Here is a 17,042-nt window from a genome sequence, read left to right as displayed (position 1 = left end):
AAAACACCATGGCAAACGGCTGGTTTACGGCGGGCAGGGGGCTGATGCTGTTGGCGATGATGGGGCTGGGCTCGGCTGGACGAGCGGAGACGTTTACGATATATGCTGAAAACGACAGCCGGTATCTGAAACCCAATCACAATACAGACCGGCATTACACCAACGGGTTTAAACTGGTGTACGGCTTCAAGCCAAGCTGGCAGTGGCTGGAAGGGTACGGACAGATGAGTGTGCCTTTCTTCTCGGCTCCTCAGGGGCCAGTCGAGACGGCGGCCGGTGTCTTTTTGGGGCAGAACATTTATACGCCGGATCATGTGGATGAGCCCGCCAAACGGCGTCTGAAGGATATGCGGTTTGCCGGCTGGCTTTACAGCGGGCTTTTTGTCCAGCGGGCCAATGAACAGGTTCTGGACCAGGCGGAATTGAGTCTGGGTGTCATAGGGCCTTCCGCCAAAGGACGCCAGATTCAGACCTGTGTTCATGAAGCGATGCATTCCGGAAAACCAATCGGCTGGGACAGCCAGCTGGGAGACCGTCCGGCAGTAGACTTTTCCTGGTATCGCAAGCAGCGTTTGCAAGGGGCATTCTGGAAGCCGTCCGAAAAGGTTGATTTCCTTTCCGAGTATGGGTTTACGGCCGGTTCGGTGTTTTGTCATCTGCAGGCAAGTATAATCGGGCGGTTTGGATTTTGGGAATTGCCGAAGGATTGGGGACCGGACCGGCTGGAATTGCCTGCCGGAGCTATTGCCGAAGCCTTCCGGAAAGAAAGAGCGGGATACTTCTTTGTTCGGCTGGGCGGAAGGGCGGTTGGGTATAACCAATTTTTGACCGATTTAAACCCGGAACCAATTGTCGGACATCTTCAAGTGGGGTGTGTTCTTCAGTTTCGTTCGTTGGAACTGGGCTACTCACAGACTTACCTGACTCAGGAATACAAGGAACAAAATTATTTCGACAGCTACGGAGCCTTGACAGTAAAATGGGATTTTTAGAGGGAGAGAGTCTGTTTCTGGGGTATTCGGCCGGTTTTCTAAGGACCTATAAAAACGATATTCGTGGTTGACATTTTTTGTAATGTCTGTATATTTTTTTGAAGATTGTCGATAATAAAAAAGAAGATTTATTCAGGATGAAAGGATAGATGGCAAAACTGACGCTCCCGGATGGGAAAGTTCTGACTGCGGTCGACGGAATACGAGCCGAACAGGCGGTTGAACAAATTGGGCCGGGGCTGGCCAAAGCAGCCTTGGCTGTAAAAATAAACGGAAAACTTGCCGACTTGTCCACCCCTTTGCAGGGAGATGTTTCCTTTGAAGTCGTGACGGCCCGCCAGCCGGAAGGACTGGAGGTGTTGCGGCACAGCTGCGCGCATATTATGGCAGAGGCAATCTGCCGGATTTGGCCGAAGACCAAACTGGTTTACGGGCCGACGGTTGCCGACGGGTTTTATTACGACATTGACCTGGATGAGCCGATTCGTCCGGAGGACTTTGAGAAAATCGAAGAGGAGATGCGGAGAATCATCCAATCCAACCAGCCCTTCATTCGGATTGAGATGAGTCGGCAGGAGGCCCTGCAAAAAATGGCCCATGACCCGTATAAACTGGACAACATCCAGCGGGCCAGCGGGGATGTTATCAGTTTTTACCGCCACGGTGAGAGCCATTTCGAAGACCTTTGCCGGGGACCGCATATTCCGAGAACCGGCTGCATCGACCCGCAGGCCTTTAAGATTATGAGTGTGGCCGGCGCCTATTGGCACGGGGATGCCAGCCAGAAGATGCTGCAGCGTGTTTATGGAACAGTCTGGCCGACGAAAAAGGAGCTGGATGCCTATCTGGAACGGCTTGAAGAGGCCAAAAAGCGGGATCATCGGCTTATCGGAAAGCAGATGGAACTGTTCAGCTTCCACGAAGAGGGGCCGGGTTTTGCTTTTCTGCATCCGAAGGGGATGATTATCTGGAACGAAATCATTGACTTCTGGCGGCAGGTGCACCGCAAGTATAAATACGTGGAGGTGAAGACGCCGATTATTCTCAACGAGTCGCTCTGGCACCGCAGCGGGCACTGGGACCATTATAAGGAGAATATGTATTTTACATCGGTGGACGGAGTCAATTACGCCATCAAGCCGATGAATTGTCCGGGCGGACTTCTGATTTACAATTCCAAGAAGCATTCCTATCGGGAGTTTCCGATGCGGGTGGCGGAATTGGGGCTGGTTCACCGCTATGAGGCCAGCGGGCAGATGCACGGGCTGGTGCGGGTGCGGCAGTTTACGCAGGATGATGCCCATATTTTCTGTACGCCCGAACAGATTGAAGGCGAAATTATCGGAGTGATTAATCTGGTTCAGGAGATTTACTCGACCTTCGGGTTTGAGGACTATCATATTGAATTGTCCACCAAACCGGAAAAGCATATCGGTTCCGATGAAATCTGGGAGCTGGCAACGAATGCGCTGGCCGGAGCCCTGAAACACAAAGGGCTGGCCTTTCAGATAAACGAAGGCGACGGAGCGTTTTACGGGCCGAAGATTGATTTCCATATCAATGACTGTCTGGGGCGGTCCTGGCAGCTGGGGACGATTCAGCTGGATTTTTCGATGCCGCAGCGGTTCAACTTGGTCTATTCCGACCGGGACAATACCGAGAAAACGCCTGTGATGATTCATCGGGCGATTTTGGGGTCGCTGGAGCGGTTTTTGGGGATTCTGATTGAGCATTACGGCGGGCATTTTCCGGTCTGGCTGGCTCCGGAACAGGTGCGGGTTTTGTCGATCAGCGAAAAAACGAATGCCTATGCCGACCAGCTGCAGCGGCGGCTGGAGGAGGCGGGGATTCGCTGCACCTCGGACCTGACGGATGACAAGATTGGCGCCAAGATCGCCCGGGCTCATTCGGACCGGATTCCGTATATGGCGGTTGTCGGTCCCAAAGAGGCGGAGACGGGCACACTGACCGTCCGGCTTCGCCAGTCGAAAGAAAGCTGTTCGATGGGCGTGGAAGCATTTCTGACCGGTGTGCAGGAAAAAATCCGCAGTCGGTCTTTGACGCTGACGTTATGAGCAGGTCTGAAACGATTTCACACACTTTTTGGAAAGGAATGCGCTATCACTAAAGAACTGAATTATCGGATTAATGAGCGGATTCGGGTCAGCCCCGTTCGGCTGATTGACGAGAACAACCAGCAGGTCGGGATTGTGTCCATTGAGGAGGCCCGAAACCGGGCAATGGAAGCAGGGCTGGATTTGGTGGAGGTGTCGCCGACGTCGAATCCGCCGGTTTGCCGGATTATGGATTACGGCAAATTTTTGTACCAGCAGAAGCGGAAGGCCAAGGAAAGCCAGAAAAAACAGCACGTCGTTACGCTCAAGGAGATTCGGATTCGTCCGAAAATCGACGACCATGACCGCCAGATTAAGCTGGCGCAGGCCGTCAAGTTCTTCGAAAAGGGGCATAAAGTGCAGTTTACGATGCCGTTTCGAGGGCGGGAAATGGCCCATGTGGATCAGGGCTACCAAATGATGGACGAAATTGTTCAGGCCCTTCAGGAGGTGGCCAAGATTGAGCGTCCGGCTCAGATGCTGGGCAAACGGATTACCATGGTTCTGGTGCCCGCCAAGGGCAGTTAGGCAGGAAAAATCAGCTTTTTTGTAGATTTTAGGGTTGACGGAACGGTCAATGACGGATAAATTGTTTGGCTCTTTTTCTGAAAAAATCTAATTTTTAAAGGATTTATACAATGCCGAAACTAAAAACCCATAAAGGACTTGCCAAGCGGGTCAAGATAACCGGCACCGGAAAGGTGAAGCGCAAACGCTGCGGCGGCGGGCACTTGCTCAGCGACAAGAGCGCTAAGCGTCGTCGGCGTTTCGGTTCGCCCACTCTGGTTAAAGGCGTTCGCGCCAAGAAAATCCGGGTCCTGCTCGGGCAGTAAGGATAGGAAAGACAAGTCGATTCTGCCTGCTTCCCGGCCACATCAGCTGCCGCAGCGGGCGAAAGAAACAGGTACGAAAGGAAAGCTGGTATGCCGAGAGTACGTCGAGGCGCTGCACGGCGCCAAGCCAAAAAGAGGATTTTTCAGGTTGTTAAGGGGCATCGCGGTCCGGACGGCAAGCTGCTGCGTCTGGCCAAAGAAGCCGCTGTTCGGGCCAACGTCAACGCCCGAATCGGAAGAAAGCAGAAAAAGAGGACCTACCGGGGCCTGTGGATTATCCGCCTCAGTGCCGCCTGCCGGCAGCGCGGAATCAGCTACAGCCATTTCATCAACGGCTGCAAGAAGGCCGGAATCGGTCTGAACCGCAAAATGCTCAGCGAGCTGGCCATTGCCGACCCGGCCGCTTTTGACCAGATTGTGGAAAAAGCCAAAGCCGCCCTGTAGGGTTGGATATGCTCGAACAGTTCGAACAAATCGGCCGAGCGGCTCTGCAGGAGCTGGAGACGGTTTCAAACGCCGAGCAGCTGGAGGCCTTCCGCATTAAATATCTGGGCCGAAAGGGTCAGGTAACTCTGATGCTCAGTCAGATTGGCACGCTGCCTGCGGAATTCAAAAAGCAGGGCGGACAGCTGGCCAATCGAATTAAAAATGAGGTGACGGAGGCGTTTGAACGGAAAAAGAACACCCTGGGCACCGTGCATCGGGGCGGACCGATTCTCGATGTGACGCTGCCGGGCCTTCCGGTACGACAGGGCAAGAGCCATATCATTTCTCAGACCATCAGTGAACTGCTGGAGATATTCGGGCGAATGGGGTTTGCGGTGGCCTACGGGCCGGAAGTCGAGGATGAATGGCACAATTTTATTGCGCTGAATATTCCGCCGGAGCATCCGGCCCGCGACCCGATGGACAATTTCTACATTGATGACCGGCGGCTGCTGCGCAGTCAGACCTCGACGATTCAGATTCGGGTGATGGAGCGGCAGAAACCTCCGATTCGGGTGGTTGCGCCGGGACGGGTGTATCGGCCGGATACGGTGGATGCCACGCATATGTTTATGTTCCATCAGCTGGAGGCCCTTGTGGTGGATGAGGGCGTCAGCATGGTGGACCTGAAAAGTACAATTCACCAGTTCATTCAAATCTTTTTCGGGGCCGGCACGAAATGGCAGTTTCGCCCCAGCTTCTTTCCGTTTACAGAGCCCAGCTGTGAGGTAGATATCCTGTGGACGGACAAAGACGGCAGTGAACACTGGATGGAAATCGGCGGCTGCGGGATGGTGGACCCGAATGTCTTTGATGCCGTGGGAATCGACAGCGAAAAATACACCGGCTGGGCGTTTGGGTTCGGCATTGAGCGGCTGGCGATGAAGAAATACGGCATTTCGGATATCCGGCTTCTGTTCGAAAACGACATCCGCTTCCTGAATCAATTCTAAGTATCTCAACCCCAAAAACTAAAAGGTCTGGATTCCCGCCTTTCTCCTTCGCTGAAGCTTCGGAGAACAAGTCGCGGGAATGACGGAAAGACTTATGCGCGGGAATAGTTTTGGGAGCAAGTCTCGGCCCAGCCGCAGAATGGAAGCATGGTGCTTTTCTTAAAACGTCTGCGAGGGCAGATAGAGCCGCAGCAATGCGTTTTTCCCTTCCTGCACGGCCTCCATATGTCCATTGTGCTGATGGATGAATCGAGCCGCCAGGGGCAAATCCAGCCCCGTCCCCCATTGGCTGCCTTGGGGTTCGGCGGGTTCAAAAAGACTGTGCGGATTTTCCGGCAGGATGCCTTCCCAGGCAAAAGAGATAAACCATTGTGGCGGATTCGGCAGAATCCGGATTTCGACGGATATCGAATCGGCTTTCTGATCCAGCAGAAAAATGAGGATATGCCGGAACATCTGACGGATTTTGTCCGAGTCCAAATAAGCACAGGGCAAGCGACTGTCAGTTTGCAGGGTGATTGGAGGAAGTTTTTCCTTCCCAGCGGCAGGTAAATCCGCCAAAGCATTCTCCCAAAGTGTTTTGATGTCGCAAACAGCTGCTTCGATAGGGCGGATTCGGCTGTATTCACACAAGTCAAGGACTGTTCGGCGCAGCCGCTCGAGATTGGGCAGGAGAAGATTGAGACTTTTCTCAAGGCATTTCGAGTTGCCGGTTTGAAGGGACGTTTGGGCCACTTCGGCGCTCCCTCCGACCATTTGAAGGAGATTTTTCACAAAGTGGGAGAGGCTTCGCACGGCCCGTCCAGCCTCAAAAAGGGTCTGCTCTTCCGTGAGCGGACTGGATTCAAGAGGAAAAACTTCTTGTTTAATGGCCATATATTCTCGTATATATATCCAGTATGTCCATTCTAAATATGTCCGTCAACGTCATCATATCGGTCAAATCCCCTGTCTGTTTTTGCAGAATCTTTTTCTTTTATGTAAACCTTCCGGAAACCGTCGGTTAAGCAGAGCGCTCATCCGGTCGAAAAGAAAGAGGATGTTTGGTTTTTTCTGCGCATGGAGTATCGAATGAAAGCGATTTCGTCCGGAATTGATGAACAGACGGCCGCGGTTTTGAGTGTCTTGCGGCAGCGGAAACTTCTTTCGGAAGAGCAGATTCAGGAAGTTCTGGCCGAGCAGGAAAGAACCGGGGAAAGTCTTTTTCATCTGCTCCGGCAAAAGGAGTGGCTGAATGAGGATGCTCTGACCGAATTGGCCGCAGTCTGCAGCGGAATCGAGTTTATCCCCCTGACTCCGGAAATGGTGGACCCCACCGTCCTGAAACTGATTCCCCCGGAGACCGCCCGCCGCTACGGCCTGATTCCGCTTCGTATCCAGGCAGACAAGCTGATTGTGGCCATGAGCAGCCCGCTGAATCTGTCTGTTCGCCAGATGATAGCGGCCCGTACGGGTTATGAAGTTCAGCCGGTGGCGGCCGGGGCGGAAGCCATCCGTCAGGCGATTCAGAAACATTATAATGTAGAAAATCTGACCCGCCAGGACATTGTGTCCATGCGGCTGAAGAATAAACCCTCCGAAGAGAAGAAACATACGCCGGTTCGGCAGGCCGTCCGGTCGGCCGATGCGCCGGTTGTACGACTGGTTGAATCCATTCTGACCGGGGCAATCGACAGCCGCGCCAGCGATATTCATCTGGAGCCGCAGCAGCCGGATATGAAAGTCCGCTACCGGATAGACGGGCTTCTTCAGGATGCCCTGGAGGTCCCTTCGTCCGTGCAGCGTCAGGTGATCTCTCATATTAAAATCCTGGCGAATATGGACATTTCGGAGCAGCGGCTTCCGCAGGACGGGCATATTGCCCTGGAGCAGCAGGGTAAATTGTATGATTTGCGTGTGTCTTCGCTGCCGGCGGTTGGAGGAGAAAAGATTGTTATCCGCATTCTGGACTCCCAAACCGGTCTGCGTCGACTGGAGGAACTGGTAAGCGAGCCGTCGGATTTGGAGAAGTTTCATTCTCTGCTGAGCAATCCGTACGGGATGATTCTGCTGACAGGGCCTACAGGGAGCGGCAAAACCACCACGCTGTATTCGATGATTCAGCAGCTGAATCGTCCGGAACACAACATTGTGACGGTGGAAGACCCGGTGGAGTATCAGATTGCCGGGATTACGCAGGTGCAGGTCAAACCGGATATTCGTCTTACCTTTGCTTCGGCCCTGCGAAGCATTCTTCGTCAGGACCCGGATATCATTCTGATTGGAGAAATTCGGGACGAGGAAACGGCCGAGATAGCCGTCAGCGCGGCCCAGACCGGCCATTTGGTTCTGAGCACCCTGCACACAAACACCGCCGTTGGAGTCATTCCGCGGTTTCTCAATTTGGGTGTGGCCGCTCATCAGCTGGCCGGTGCCCTGCTGGGAGTGATTACGCAGCGGCTTGTTCGGACGATTTGCCCCCGGTGCCGTCATCCCTATAAACCGCAGCCGGAGGAAATGAGACTCTTCGCCGATGCGGATGGCCCGACCGTTCTCTATCGGGGAACGGGCTGCGGCGACTGCCGCCGGACGGGATATCTGGGACGTGCGGCCGTTTATGAGATTTTGATGATGACGCCCTCGATTCGCCGTCTGATTGTCTCCGGGGCGTCGGAAGATGAATTAAAGGAGCAGGCGATTCAGGAGGGAATGAAGACGCTGAAAATGCAGGGACTTTCGGCTGTCCGGCAGGGCCGAACGACGCTGGAGGAAGTCCTGCGCGTGATTGATATGCGGGAAAGATAAAGCAAATGCCTTTGTATCAGTATATAGCGGAAAACAGCCGCGGGAACCGGCTGGCCGGCATTTATGAGGATGCAGCAGACACCGCCCATCTGGAGGCGGAATTGCGAAAATTGGGCTGCCGTCTGCTGGAGGCCAAGCCGTTGGAGCGGACAGGAACTGCCGTTTCTCCTAAAAAGAGGATTCGTCCGACGGAGATTGTGGCGTTTGCTTATGAATTCTCGGGAATGTTTGCGGCAGGCCTGACCGTGGTGCGATGTCTGGAAACCCTCGAGGAGCAGGCCTCCAATGAAACGCTCAAGTCCATTTTGAGCTCGGTGCGGCGTTCGATAGAGACTGGTGTGCCGCTTGCGTCGGCCTTTGAACCCTATCGAGAGATCTTCGGAGATTTCTTTCTGGGGATGCTCGAGGCCGGACAGAGCGGCGGGAAATTGGCTGAGACACTCCGGAAAGCGGCGGAATATTATGAAAAGCAGCTGGAAGTGAAAACAAAAGTGAAAGGGGCGTTTCTGTATCCGGCTGTGGTGGCTCTGCTTTGTGCGGCTATCCTGACGGCTATTGTGATTTTTGTAATACCGGTTTTCCAGCGGCTCTATCAGCAGCTGCATATTGAACTGCCTTGGCCGACGCAGATTCTGATAGGGCTTAGCGAACTGGTGCGTCATTATTTCTGGATTTTTCCGCTCCTGGTAGGTGTTTCCTACTGGAGCTGGAAACGATGGAGAAACCATCCGAAATTGCAGACGCTGTGGGATAAAGCGGTTCTCAACCTTCCGGCAGTCGGGCCGCTGGTGAAAATGATGCTGGTCAGCCGGTATATTCGGACCTTTGCGATGATGTCGTCGGCCGGTGTCGGGATTGTTCAGGCCCTTCAGCAGGCCCGTCAGGTCTGCCGCAACAGTGTTTTGAATCGAATCGGAGAGCGAATCGAACAGGAGATTATGAGCGGCGGTTCTCTGTCGCAGCTGCTGGCCGAACATCCGATATTCCCGCCGGTGATTGTCCAGCTGGCCCATGCCGGAGAACAGGCGGGTCTGGTGCCGCAGATGCTCGCCAAAGGGGCGGATTATCTGGACCATGCGGTTCAGCGGAGGACAAACGCGATTCTGGTGAAACTGGAGCCGATGTTATCGGTCATCATGGGGGCGGCGGTCGGGCTGATTCTGCTGGGAGTTTATCTGCCCATGTTTGATTATATGAGCCATATCAAATAAGCCGCCGCGACGGAAAATGATTTGAAAAAAAATGCGTCCGTGCAAAAGTCGGGCTTCGTTTTGGACGATGAAACGGATGCACGGTGGAAGCGGAACAGACAGACAATAGAACAGGAAAGGTAAGGCCATGAAGGATAAAAAAGGTATTACGCTGGTAGAACTGCTGATTGTCGTGATGATTCTGGGGGCTTTGGCGGCGATTGCTCTGCCCCGCATTTCGCAGAGTGCCAGCAATGCCCGACAGCGGGCTTGTGATACAAACATCAGCTTAATCAATTCGGCCATTGAAATGTACTACGTGGACCAGGGCAGCTATCCGGCGGCTTTGTCGAACGTCACGAACAACACGACCTATTTTCCGGACGGCGCACCGGTCTGTCCGCTGGGCGGCACGTACACCATGAATGCCAATCATCGGGTGACGTGCAATCACTGATTGAGTAAACTGTATTGTTTCGAAGCAATCAGCAGGGATACCGCTTTGTGAGTGCGGTGTCCCTCTTTTTTTGAGGGCGAAACGGTGAAACGGGCATCGGCGGGTATCAGTGTTATGGAACTGCTGTTTGTGCTTCTTTTGGCGGGGCTGCTGGCAGCGGCGGCGGTTCCGCGTTTGCCGATGGGGGCTGTGAGCAGGCAGTCAGCCAAGACGGCGGCCCGTCAGCTGGCCGCCGACCTGCGCTGGACCCGTCAGCTGGCCCTGGCGGATGCCGCGGGCAATCCGTCCGGCTATGAACTCCGGATGGAAGGCGGGGACCCCTACACCGGCTATTCTGTATGCAGCCGTCAAAGCGGAGTTATTCGAACGAGTGTGTCGTTTCCCTCCGCCGTAGTCTGTACAGGCGGTCGGACCTTTGCATTCGGTCCGCTGGGCAACCTCCTCAGCGGCAGCGACACTCAGATTCGTCTTTCTGCGGGAAACATCCGTTATACCCTTACGGTGATTCCGGCAACAGGAGCCGTTTTATGCCGGAAAGAAGAATGAATCGGCATTCAAACGGGTTTTTTCGTTCGGGGATGACCTTTACGGAAGTACTGGTCTCCACGCTGATTCTCTCGCTGGCGATGGTGCCGATCCTGCAGGCGACCAGTCGGGTGTATTTCTTTACATCCCGGGCGGAAAAGGCCGCCCGTTCGCTGATTTTGGCCCAGAATCAGCTGGAAGAACTTCGAGTCCGCGCTGCCGCGGACTTTTCTTCCTCCTGGTCCGTGTCCAACCGTGGGCTGGGCGGCGGATATCTGGGAACGATCCAGGCAGACTCGGATACGCGGCTTCGTACGGTGTCCGTTTCGGTCGGCTATGATGAAAATCGAAACGGTGTGCTGGACGGGACGGAGGTGTTAGCCGTGCTGCGAAGCCGAATTGCCAGACTTCAATAAGGAACAGAATGAACAGGCGGCTCGAAAAACCGGAACGATTCGGAAGCGGCTGGACGCTGGTGGAGATGATTCTGGCCCTGTCGCTGGTTTCGATGGTGTTTGTGGTGATTCTGCCGCAGTTTCGGCTTCTGCAGGCGGGGTGGGACTCCAAAGAATCCGCCTCGGAGATCCAGCAGAACGTTCGGGTTCTTCAGGAGCATCTGAATCGTCATTTGGCGGCGGCTCGCTCGATATCCGCCGTCAGCGGCCCCGCCCAGACCCTCGGATTTGTGGAGTTCCAGGACGCAGCCGGACAAACCTTCCGCTATGAAGTCAGGCCCGATGGATATGTTTATTTTGGTCCGACAGGAGATTTGTCGCTGCTGGCCGGGCCGGTCACTCGGTTTCAGATAACCGGGTTTTCTCCGTCTGATTTGGTCAATCCCGCTGCGGAGACATCTCAGATTCGACTCCTTCGAATCAGTTCAGACATTACCGGTACAGGAGGGCGAAGAGAATCCTTCGATTTTTCCGTCTTTCTTCGAACCGAACAGACGGCTGCCGTCCTTCGGGTTCTGCTGGTTGTCGGCAATCCGGCCTCGCTGAGCACGTATGAACGTCGGCTTACTCAGCGGCTCGGGGGCTGGGGGTATCAGATTTCGCTGTTGGACGACAACGCCTCCCAGAGCCAGATTGACAGGGCGGCTGCGGCGGCGGACGTCCTTGTTATCCCCTCCAGCTGCGGATGTCAAAATCTGGGGGCTAAAGCGGCGATGGTTCCGATCGGCGTCGTGATCGAGCATGAGAATTGCCATGATGATATGCGGATTTCCAGTCAGGAAGGAACGGGGTATTGGGCCTGGGGGGTGCGGATTGTAAACAACTCTCATCCGATTACAGCTTCCTACGGCCTGAATAACTATGTGGTTGTCTTGAATAATCTGCTGGCCGATCTGGTTCGCATCCGAGGGACAACGGCTGGGGGACTTGTGCCTTTGGGAATGCGGCTTTTGTATTCGGATGTGAATCTGGCGGCCATTGAAGCGGGGGAAGCTCTTTGGGGCGGTCAGCCGGCTCCGGCTCGTCGGGTGGTTTTGCCCTGGGGCTACAGCGGATTTAACAACAGCTGGCTGACGGATGAAGGATGGCTGATTCTTCGGCGTTCAATCGAATGGGCCGCCGGAAGAATGTAGCGATTAGGGATTTATCGGACTTATTTTCTCATCTTTGCCTCAATTCGGCAAAACGGCGGTCTGTTCCGATAAGGCGGACCTCTTCGACGTTGGCAGACCATTTGGAAGAAGATTCAAACCGCAGGAAAAGCCGCTTAATCGACATCCCTGTATAGACGATGAATTGAAAGAGGCGGATTCTGTCATAAATCGGAGAAAAATAGTGTCGGCAAGAACGAGGACAACTTGTTCCGGCAGTGTGCTGCTGATTGTGGTGTTCCTGCTGGCTCTTACGGCGGCTCTGGTGATCGGGATGCTTCATTTGACGACGCAGGAGCTTTTGCAGGTGAGCAACCATCGGGAGATGACCCGAGCCCTGGCGGTCGCAGAGGCGGGGCTGAACGATGCCATTGCCGCAATTCGGCAGGATATTTCCTGGAAAAGCGGGTTTGCGAATAAACCCTTTTTTGAGGATTCCTACAGTGTTTCGGTAGCCGGCAGTCCGCCTTTGATTACGATAGAGTCCATCGGGAGAACCGCCGCCGGCTATCAGGCCCGTCTGGTAGCCGAAGTGCGTACAGGGCTGTCTTCGCCCTATCCGGTTTCGATTCAATCCTTTCGAGTCAATCCATGAAAACCGACCGTAAAAAAGAGTCGTTGGGGATTGTTTTGACGGATGCCTATATCGAGGCCGTCTGCGTCCAGGCCGCCGGCTCCCAAATCATCCGTCTTCGCTCTGCCCGTGCGGACCTGCCGCCGGGAGAGGTATGCGCAGGCTGGGTTCAGTCTCCGGCCCGGACGGCGGCTCGAATCCGGAAAATGCTCACAAGTGCCCGAATCAGTCTCCGAGAGGCGGTCGTTGTAGTGCCGGACCGGCAGACGACGGCGCAAATTCTGGATTTGCCGGCCGAACTTCCGTCGAATATGCAGAAGTTCATCCATACCGAAATGCGTTTCAGCCCGATTCTGGCAAAACGGACTCCTTATGCGGATTACCGACTGATTGGGGCAGATGATGATGGGAAAGAGAAGATTCTTGCAGTCCTGACAACCCGGGAATGCATTCGCAGTCTGGTGGAGACCTTCCGGCTGGCGGGAATCCGGATTCAGTCGCTTCAGACGGATTTCTGTGCCGTCTATCAGGCCGCGGAGTCCTTCTGCGAAGAGACCCGAGCGAGCAAAAATCTTCTGCTGGCTTCCCTGACCGGTCAGACGCTGACGGTTTGCGTTTATTTAGAGCGGAAATTGGATTTTGTGCAGCGGTTTTCCCGGGAGGGACAAACGGACATCGCCTCCTTTCTTTTCGGGCAGATTCGGACAATCCAGCAGTTTTATGAATTAGAAAAAGGAATTTCGTTTCCGCATCACGGCCGAATTATCGTGGTTTTGGATCAAACAGATGGTGTCAAGAATGCGCTGTCATCTGCATTAGAAGGGCTGTGGGGCCGGACAGTGATTTGGATCACACCCGACTGGCGGCCCAACGGCATCGTACCGAAAGACAACCGGCTGATTGGAGCGGCGGCCCTCGGAGCCGCCTGGACGGGGATTCAGCCGTCCGCACAGACAATGCCGGATTTGCTGCCGCCGGATGTGCCGCAGCTGTATGCCTGGCACAAAAGTCTGCGAAAGACGGTTGCGGCAGCCGCTTTGATGATTGCAGGATTTTATGCGGCCGCCCGACTGGGGCCTCTGAATGCGTCGGCGGATTCGCTTTCCCCTGAACCGCTGCGTTTGGCGCGGCTGGCCGAAAGCCAAAAACAGGCCAAAGAAAAACTCGACCGCCTCCGTGACCTGCATCAGAGCAGCCGACAGCTCCTCCGTCAAAAAAACCTTTACTCCTTCTCTTCAGTTTTTGATGAGATTGCCGGCGCCGTCCCGTCTTCGGTTCAAATGACTTCTCTGGAAATGGACCGGAAAGGACATATCGGAATCGCAGGCAGGGCTTTGTCCCTGCAGGCTGTTCATCAGTTTGCAGCACAGCTGGGCCAAAGTCCCCGAATTTCGAACACCCAGATAACGGAAAGTCGGCTGAGTGCATCGTCCGGACGAATGTATGAGTTTCGGATTGTTTGCCGGATGAACCCTACTGAAACAGGAGAAAAGACAGGAGAAAAGAAGGATGCAGAGGCTGCGGCTGATTAAACAGGGAGCATGGCTTCGGGATTGGCTGCCTGTTTTGGCGACTGGACTGATTCTGGCGGCGGGCTATCCGCTGTTCCTGCATCCGCTTGTCCAGTCGGCAAAGGCCTCTTCTGAGCAACGGCGGTTTGATGCACTCTACGCCGAACGTCTGGCGTCGATGGAACGAATGAACGAGCGTCTGGACGCCCAGCTGCGGCAGCTCGAAGAACAGCAGGCGGCGGAGCCCTCATCAATCTTAACCCCCGCCCAGGCCGAAACTTTTTTTGCCTGGCTGGAACAGGCGGCCCTGCAGACACGCTGCCATCTGGCCTCCGTGGAATATGAGGCGGCCCCGAAGACTCTTTCCGTTTTGCCCAATGAATCCAGGACTGTGGATATCCGGGCGGTCAAACTGATGATGTACGGCACATATGACGCCTGGATTCAGTGGTTTCGACAGCTCGAGTCCTATCCTCAATCTGTACTGCTGGATTCGCTGAAGATTGACTCGGCCAGAGAGCGTCCGGGCCTGCTGGCGGGGCGGGTGTGCCTGCTGGTGCCGATTGCACGGACTCCGGACAGTCAGGAGCCGTCGCCGCCGGAGAAATCAAAGGAGAAATAAGATGATGAACCGACTTATACAAACCGCAGCTTCGGGAATTATTCTTTTTGGCGTGTTTTGTTTCGCCCAGCAGACACCTGTTTCCCGTGATCCGTTTGGGAATCTGATGGCTGAAGAGTCTCTGACGAAATCCTCTGATTCGGCGGTCGTGCTCATCGACGGGCGTCAGATGGCCGTCCAGACGGTCATGCTGAAGTTTCTCCGTGCCGAAAATCTCAAAGACCTGGTCAGCGGAATGCTTTCTTCGGCCGGCAAGGTTTCGATTGACGCGGCTACCAACTCGCTTCTCCTGTGTGATTTGCCCGACTATCTGGAGCGGATTGTCAGTGAGGTGCGTCAGGCCGACCGGATGCCTGAACAGATTCTGATTGAGGTTGTGATTGCAGACGTCATGCTGATGGACGATACCGAAATCGGCGTCAACTGGCAGTTTCTGCTGGGGGGGGCAGAGGGCAGAGGAACGACCTCCAAGCAGATTCTGCTGGACACCTTTGATACCAACCCGCCGGCCTCAGCGGGGATGGACCTTACGTTTCTCAACGGGGATTTGACGGCAACACTCCATGCGCTCCAGCAGCAGCGGCGTGTGGAGCTGCTGGCAACGCCTCGAATCGTGGTACTTAGCGGGCAGGAGGCCGAAATCAAAACCGTTGAGGAAATCCCCTATACAGAAACCAGCGATACATCCGGCGGGGGGACTTTGACGAGCACGAAATTTAAGGAAGTGGGCGTGACGCTGACGGTCAAGGCAGTGGTGACCGACGAGCGGAAAATCCAGATGACGATTCAGCCCAAACAGAATGTGACCTCCGGCAAATCGTCCACCAATGTACCGATTGTCAATACCCGCCAGGCCCGCACGACGCTGCTGGTAGAGGACGGCCAGGTGATTGTTTTAGGCGGCCTGCGCCGGAAAGATACGCTGATAACGACTCAGAAGGTGCCCCTGTTGGGAAATCTGCCGCTTCTGGGGATTCTGTTTTCAAGCGAAAGGAAGGAAAAAACCAACTCGGAACTGCTGATTATGCTGGCTCCGCATTTGAACAAAGGTTTCGAGCCGTCAGCGGAGCAGGCGGAACACTATCAGGCATTTCGCCGGGAGCCGATGCTGAAGCTTGCTCCCGAAAAAACCAACCTGGCTCCGGCCTATCAACCGGTCGATGCGATTTTAAAGCATCTTCAGGGCCCAAAAGAAGAAACTGGGGAAATTAGATAGGATAGGTTTTTTTTACCTTCCTCTGCTTGTAAAAATAAAAAAATAAAGCCAGATCCCAAACGAGTCAGAATCTGGCTTCGGAGGAGGGTGATGAAAAGCCTGAAAAGTACTCTCTATTAGACCCTGAAAGACCCTTCTTTATGTTAATAGTCATATCGAACGAATTTTGTTCAAAACTTTAACAAAATTTTAATGGATAATATACGATAACGATTGTCTTGTTAGGTGGACTTTACTCCAGAACTCTTCAGGTTTTTGCACTTGAAAAAAATAAGAGAGTAAGTTATTGTAAAATAAAATCTTGTGGAAGATATGGCTGCAAGAAAGAACATTTTGACCTTACTGGAAATGAAGCGGACTGGCCGGAAGATTACGGCGGTTACCTGCTATGACTATACGACGGCCCAATGGGTCAGCCGGGCGGGCGTCGATATGATTCTGGTGGGGGATTCCGCTGCCCAGGTCGTGTTTGGCTGCGAATCGACTCTGCCGGCCGATATGGATATGATGGTGATGCTCACAGCCGCCGTACGAAAAGGGGCGCCGGATGTCTGTCTGGTGGCGGATATGCCGTTTCTTTCCTATCAGACCTGTCCGGCGGATGCGGTCCGAAATGCAGGCCGGTTTGTCCGGGAAGCAGACGCACAAATCATCAAAATGGAAGTCTCTGCGGCCTATCTGGATGCCGTCAAGGCCGTCAGCGATGCCGGCATGGCCGTTATGGCCCATATCGGAATTCGTCCTCAAAGCATTACAAAACTCGGACGGCTGAAGGCCGAAGGCACAACGGCGGAGCTGGCCTATGAGCTGCTCGAATTGAGCGAAAAAATGGTCCAGGCCGGCGCCGGAGCACTCCTGCTGGAAGGGACAGCCCGAGAGGCCGCCGCTTTGATTGCCCGGCAAAGCCCCGTTCCGGTTATCAGCTGCGGGTCCGGGCCCGACTGTGACGGCCAGATTTTGGTCATCTCTGACATTCTTGGGCTCAGCCCGGGTCCGATGCCGAAGTTTTCCAGGCGATTTGCCGAGCTGGGACCGGCGGTGGAACAGGCTGTAGCCGCCTATGCAAAGGACGTGCGGGAAGGCCGCTTCCCTGATGATTCACAATGCTACCATATCAGGCCGGGCGAGCTGGAGAAATTAACGCAGTGCCTGGCCCGACGCAGCAACAATCAGTAACGG

General features: G+C 54.4%; 18 protein-coding genes. 17 read left to right on the top strand and 1 reads right to left on the bottom strand.

Going from position 1 to position 17,042, the window contains the following annotated elements; all coding sequences use genetic code 11:
• The first annotated feature begins 8 nt into the window (after positions 1 to 8).
• The 6 genes from WHS88_05280 (at position 9) to pheS (ending at position 5,378) form a co-directional block, all read left to right on the top strand.
• On the top strand, positions 9 to 992 hold the full coding sequence (locus WHS88_05280) for a lipid A deacylase LpxR family protein (protein MEJ5259586.1): 984 nt from the start codon (positions 9 to 11) through the stop codon (positions 990 to 992).
• Positions 993 to 1,141: 149 nt separating this feature from the next.
• Positions 1,142 to 3,067, top strand: coding sequence for a threonine--tRNA ligase (thrS, locus tag WHS88_05275; protein MEJ5259585.1), 1,926 nt, complete (start codon positions 1,142 to 1,144; stop codon positions 3,065 to 3,067).
• A 6-nt stretch (positions 3,068 to 3,073) separates the two neighbouring features.
• Entirely contained in the window at positions 3,074 to 3,634 is a 561-nt protein-coding gene (infC, locus tag WHS88_05270; protein MEJ5259584.1) for a translation initiation factor IF-3, read from the top strand.
• A gap of 110 nt (positions 3,635 to 3,744) precedes the next feature.
• Positions 3,745 to 3,939: a 50S ribosomal protein L35 gene (rpmI, locus tag WHS88_05265; protein MEJ5259583.1), complete on the top strand. Its 195-nt coding sequence runs from the start codon at positions 3,745 to 3,747 to the stop codon at positions 3,937 to 3,939.
• A 90-nt stretch (positions 3,940 to 4,029) separates the two neighbouring features.
• Complete coding sequence (rplT, locus tag WHS88_05260; GenBank protein ID MEJ5259582.1) at positions 4,030 to 4,383, top strand: 50S ribosomal protein L20; 354 nt, start codon at positions 4,030 to 4,032, stop codon at positions 4,381 to 4,383.
• Positions 4,384 to 4,391: 8 nt separating this feature from the next.
• Positions 4,392 to 5,378 (top strand): phenylalanine--tRNA ligase subunit alpha, encoded by a 987-nt coding sequence (pheS, locus tag WHS88_05255; GenBank protein ID MEJ5259581.1) that lies wholly within the window; start codon positions 4,392 to 4,394, stop codon positions 5,376 to 5,378.
• 159 nt (positions 5,379 to 5,537) lie between these two features.
• Here pheS and WHS88_05250 read toward each other — a convergent pair whose 3' ends face one another.
• Positions 5,538 to 6,254: a hypothetical protein gene (locus tag WHS88_05250; protein ID MEJ5259580.1), complete on the bottom strand. Its 717-nt coding sequence runs from the start codon at positions 6,252 to 6,254 to the stop codon at positions 5,538 to 5,540.
• A 195-nt stretch (positions 6,255 to 6,449) separates the two neighbouring features.
• Between WHS88_05250 and WHS88_05245 the strand changes: the two genes are divergently transcribed.
• From WHS88_05245 to panB, 11 genes are all read left to right on the top strand, one after another.
• On the top strand, positions 6,450 to 8,162 hold the full coding sequence (locus tag WHS88_05245) for a GspE/PulE family protein (protein ID MEJ5259579.1): 1,713 nt from the start codon (positions 6,450 to 6,452) through the stop codon (positions 8,160 to 8,162).
• Positions 8,163 to 8,167: 5 nt separating this feature from the next.
• A complete protein-coding gene (locus WHS88_05240) occupies positions 8,168 to 9,373 on the top strand; it encodes a type II secretion system F family protein (GenBank protein MEJ5259578.1) in 1,206 nt (401 codons plus the stop codon).
• Positions 9,374 to 9,500: 127 nt separating this feature from the next.
• A complete protein-coding gene (locus WHS88_05235; GenBank protein ID MEJ5259577.1) occupies positions 9,501 to 9,809 on the top strand; it encodes a prepilin-type N-terminal cleavage/methylation domain-containing protein in 309 nt (102 codons plus the stop codon).
• Between the two features lie 84 nt (positions 9,810 to 9,893).
• Positions 9,894 to 10,355 carry a hypothetical protein gene (locus tag WHS88_05230; GenBank protein MEJ5259576.1) on the top strand — a complete coding sequence of 154 codons (462 nt, stop codon included), beginning with the start codon at positions 9,894 to 9,896 and terminating at the stop codon, positions 10,353 to 10,355.
• Positions 10,337 to 10,750 carry a hypothetical protein gene (locus WHS88_05225; protein MEJ5259575.1) on the top strand — a complete coding sequence of 138 codons (414 nt, stop codon included), beginning with the start codon at positions 10,337 to 10,339 and terminating at the stop codon, positions 10,748 to 10,750. Before WHS88_05230 ends, WHS88_05225 begins: the two co-directional genes overlap by 19 nt.
• Before the next feature lie 8 nt (positions 10,751 to 10,758).
• Positions 10,759 to 11,922, top strand: a complete 1,164-nt coding sequence (locus WHS88_05220) for a type II secretion system protein (protein MEJ5259574.1) — start codon at positions 10,759 to 10,761, stop codon at positions 11,920 to 11,922.
• Between the two features lie 202 nt (positions 11,923 to 12,124).
• Positions 12,125 to 12,535 (top strand): hypothetical protein, encoded by a 411-nt coding sequence (locus tag WHS88_05215; GenBank protein ID MEJ5259573.1) that lies wholly within the window; start codon positions 12,125 to 12,127, stop codon positions 12,533 to 12,535.
• On the top strand, positions 12,532 to 14,046 hold the full coding sequence (locus WHS88_05210) for a PilN domain-containing protein (protein MEJ5259572.1): 1,515 nt from the start codon (positions 12,532 to 12,534) through the stop codon (positions 14,044 to 14,046). The genes WHS88_05215 and WHS88_05210 overlap by 4 nt, the downstream gene beginning before the upstream one ends.
• A complete protein-coding gene (locus WHS88_05205; protein ID MEJ5259571.1) occupies positions 14,024 to 14,647 on the top strand; it encodes a hypothetical protein in 624 nt (207 codons plus the stop codon). The genes WHS88_05210 and WHS88_05205 overlap by 23 nt, the downstream gene beginning before the upstream one ends.
• A 1-nt stretch (position 14,648) precedes the next feature.
• The gene (locus WHS88_05200; protein ID MEJ5259570.1) at positions 14,649 to 15,863 is read left to right on the top strand and encodes a secretin N-terminal domain-containing protein; all 1,215 of its coding nucleotides are present in this window, start codon (positions 14,649 to 14,651) and stop codon (positions 15,861 to 15,863) included.
• A gap of 312 nt (positions 15,864 to 16,175) precedes the next feature.
• Positions 16,176 to 17,039: a 3-methyl-2-oxobutanoate hydroxymethyltransferase gene (panB, locus tag WHS88_05195; GenBank protein ID MEJ5259569.1), complete on the top strand. Its 864-nt coding sequence runs from the start codon at positions 16,176 to 16,178 to the stop codon at positions 17,037 to 17,039.
• Positions 17,040 to 17,042 lie beyond the last annotated feature (3 nt).

This window comes from Anaerohalosphaeraceae bacterium, from assembly GCA_037479115.1.
Taxonomy (GTDB): Bacteria; Planctomycetota; Phycisphaerae; order Sedimentisphaerales; family Anaerohalosphaeraceae; genus JAHDQI01.
The sequence above is the reverse complement of the archived record's forward strand: the minus strand, read 5'-3'. Positions and strand labels throughout refer to the sequence as shown.

Bases quoted from the DNA above. Each gene is read 5' to 3' on its own strand.
- WHS88_05280 (MEJ5259586.1), top strand. From the start codon at position 9: ATGGCAAACGGCTGGTTTACGGCGGGCAGGGGGCTGATGCTGTTGGCG.
- thrS (MEJ5259585.1), top strand. From the start codon at position 1,142: ATGGCAAAACTGACGCTCCCGGATGGGAAAGTTCTGACTGCGGTCGAC.
- rpmI (MEJ5259583.1), top strand. From the start codon at position 3,745: ATGCCGAAACTAAAAACCCATAAAGGACTTGCCAAGCGGGTCAAGATA.
- rplT (MEJ5259582.1), top strand. From the start codon at position 4,030: ATGCCGAGAGTACGTCGAGGCGCTGCACGGCGCCAAGCCAAAAAGAGG.
- pheS (MEJ5259581.1), top strand. From the start codon at position 4,392: ATGCTCGAACAGTTCGAACAAATCGGCCGAGCGGCTCTGCAGGAGCTG.
- WHS88_05250 (MEJ5259580.1), bottom strand. From the start codon at position 6,254: ATGGCCATTAAACAAGAAGTTTTTCCTCTTGAATCCAGTCCGCTCACG.
- WHS88_05245 (MEJ5259579.1), top strand. From the start codon at position 6,450: ATGAAAGCGATTTCGTCCGGAATTGATGAACAGACGGCCGCGGTTTTG.
- WHS88_05240 (MEJ5259578.1), top strand. From the start codon at position 8,168: ATGCCTTTGTATCAGTATATAGCGGAAAACAGCCGCGGGAACCGGCTG.
- WHS88_05235 (MEJ5259577.1), top strand. From the start codon at position 9,501: ATGAAGGATAAAAAAGGTATTACGCTGGTAGAACTGCTGATTGTCGTG.
- WHS88_05225 (MEJ5259575.1), top strand. From the start codon at position 10,337: ATGCCGGAAAGAAGAATGAATCGGCATTCAAACGGGTTTTTTCGTTCG.
- WHS88_05220 (MEJ5259574.1), top strand. From the start codon at position 10,759: ATGAACAGGCGGCTCGAAAAACCGGAACGATTCGGAAGCGGCTGGACG.
- WHS88_05210 (MEJ5259572.1), top strand. From the start codon at position 12,532: ATGAAAACCGACCGTAAAAAAGAGTCGTTGGGGATTGTTTTGACGGAT.
- WHS88_05205 (MEJ5259571.1), top strand. From the start codon at position 14,024: ATGCAGAGGCTGCGGCTGATTAAACAGGGAGCATGGCTTCGGGATTGG.
- WHS88_05200 (MEJ5259570.1), top strand. From the start codon at position 14,649: ATGATGAACCGACTTATACAAACCGCAGCTTCGGGAATTATTCTTTTT.
- panB (MEJ5259569.1), top strand. From the start codon at position 16,176: ATGGCTGCAAGAAAGAACATTTTGACCTTACTGGAAATGAAGCGGACT.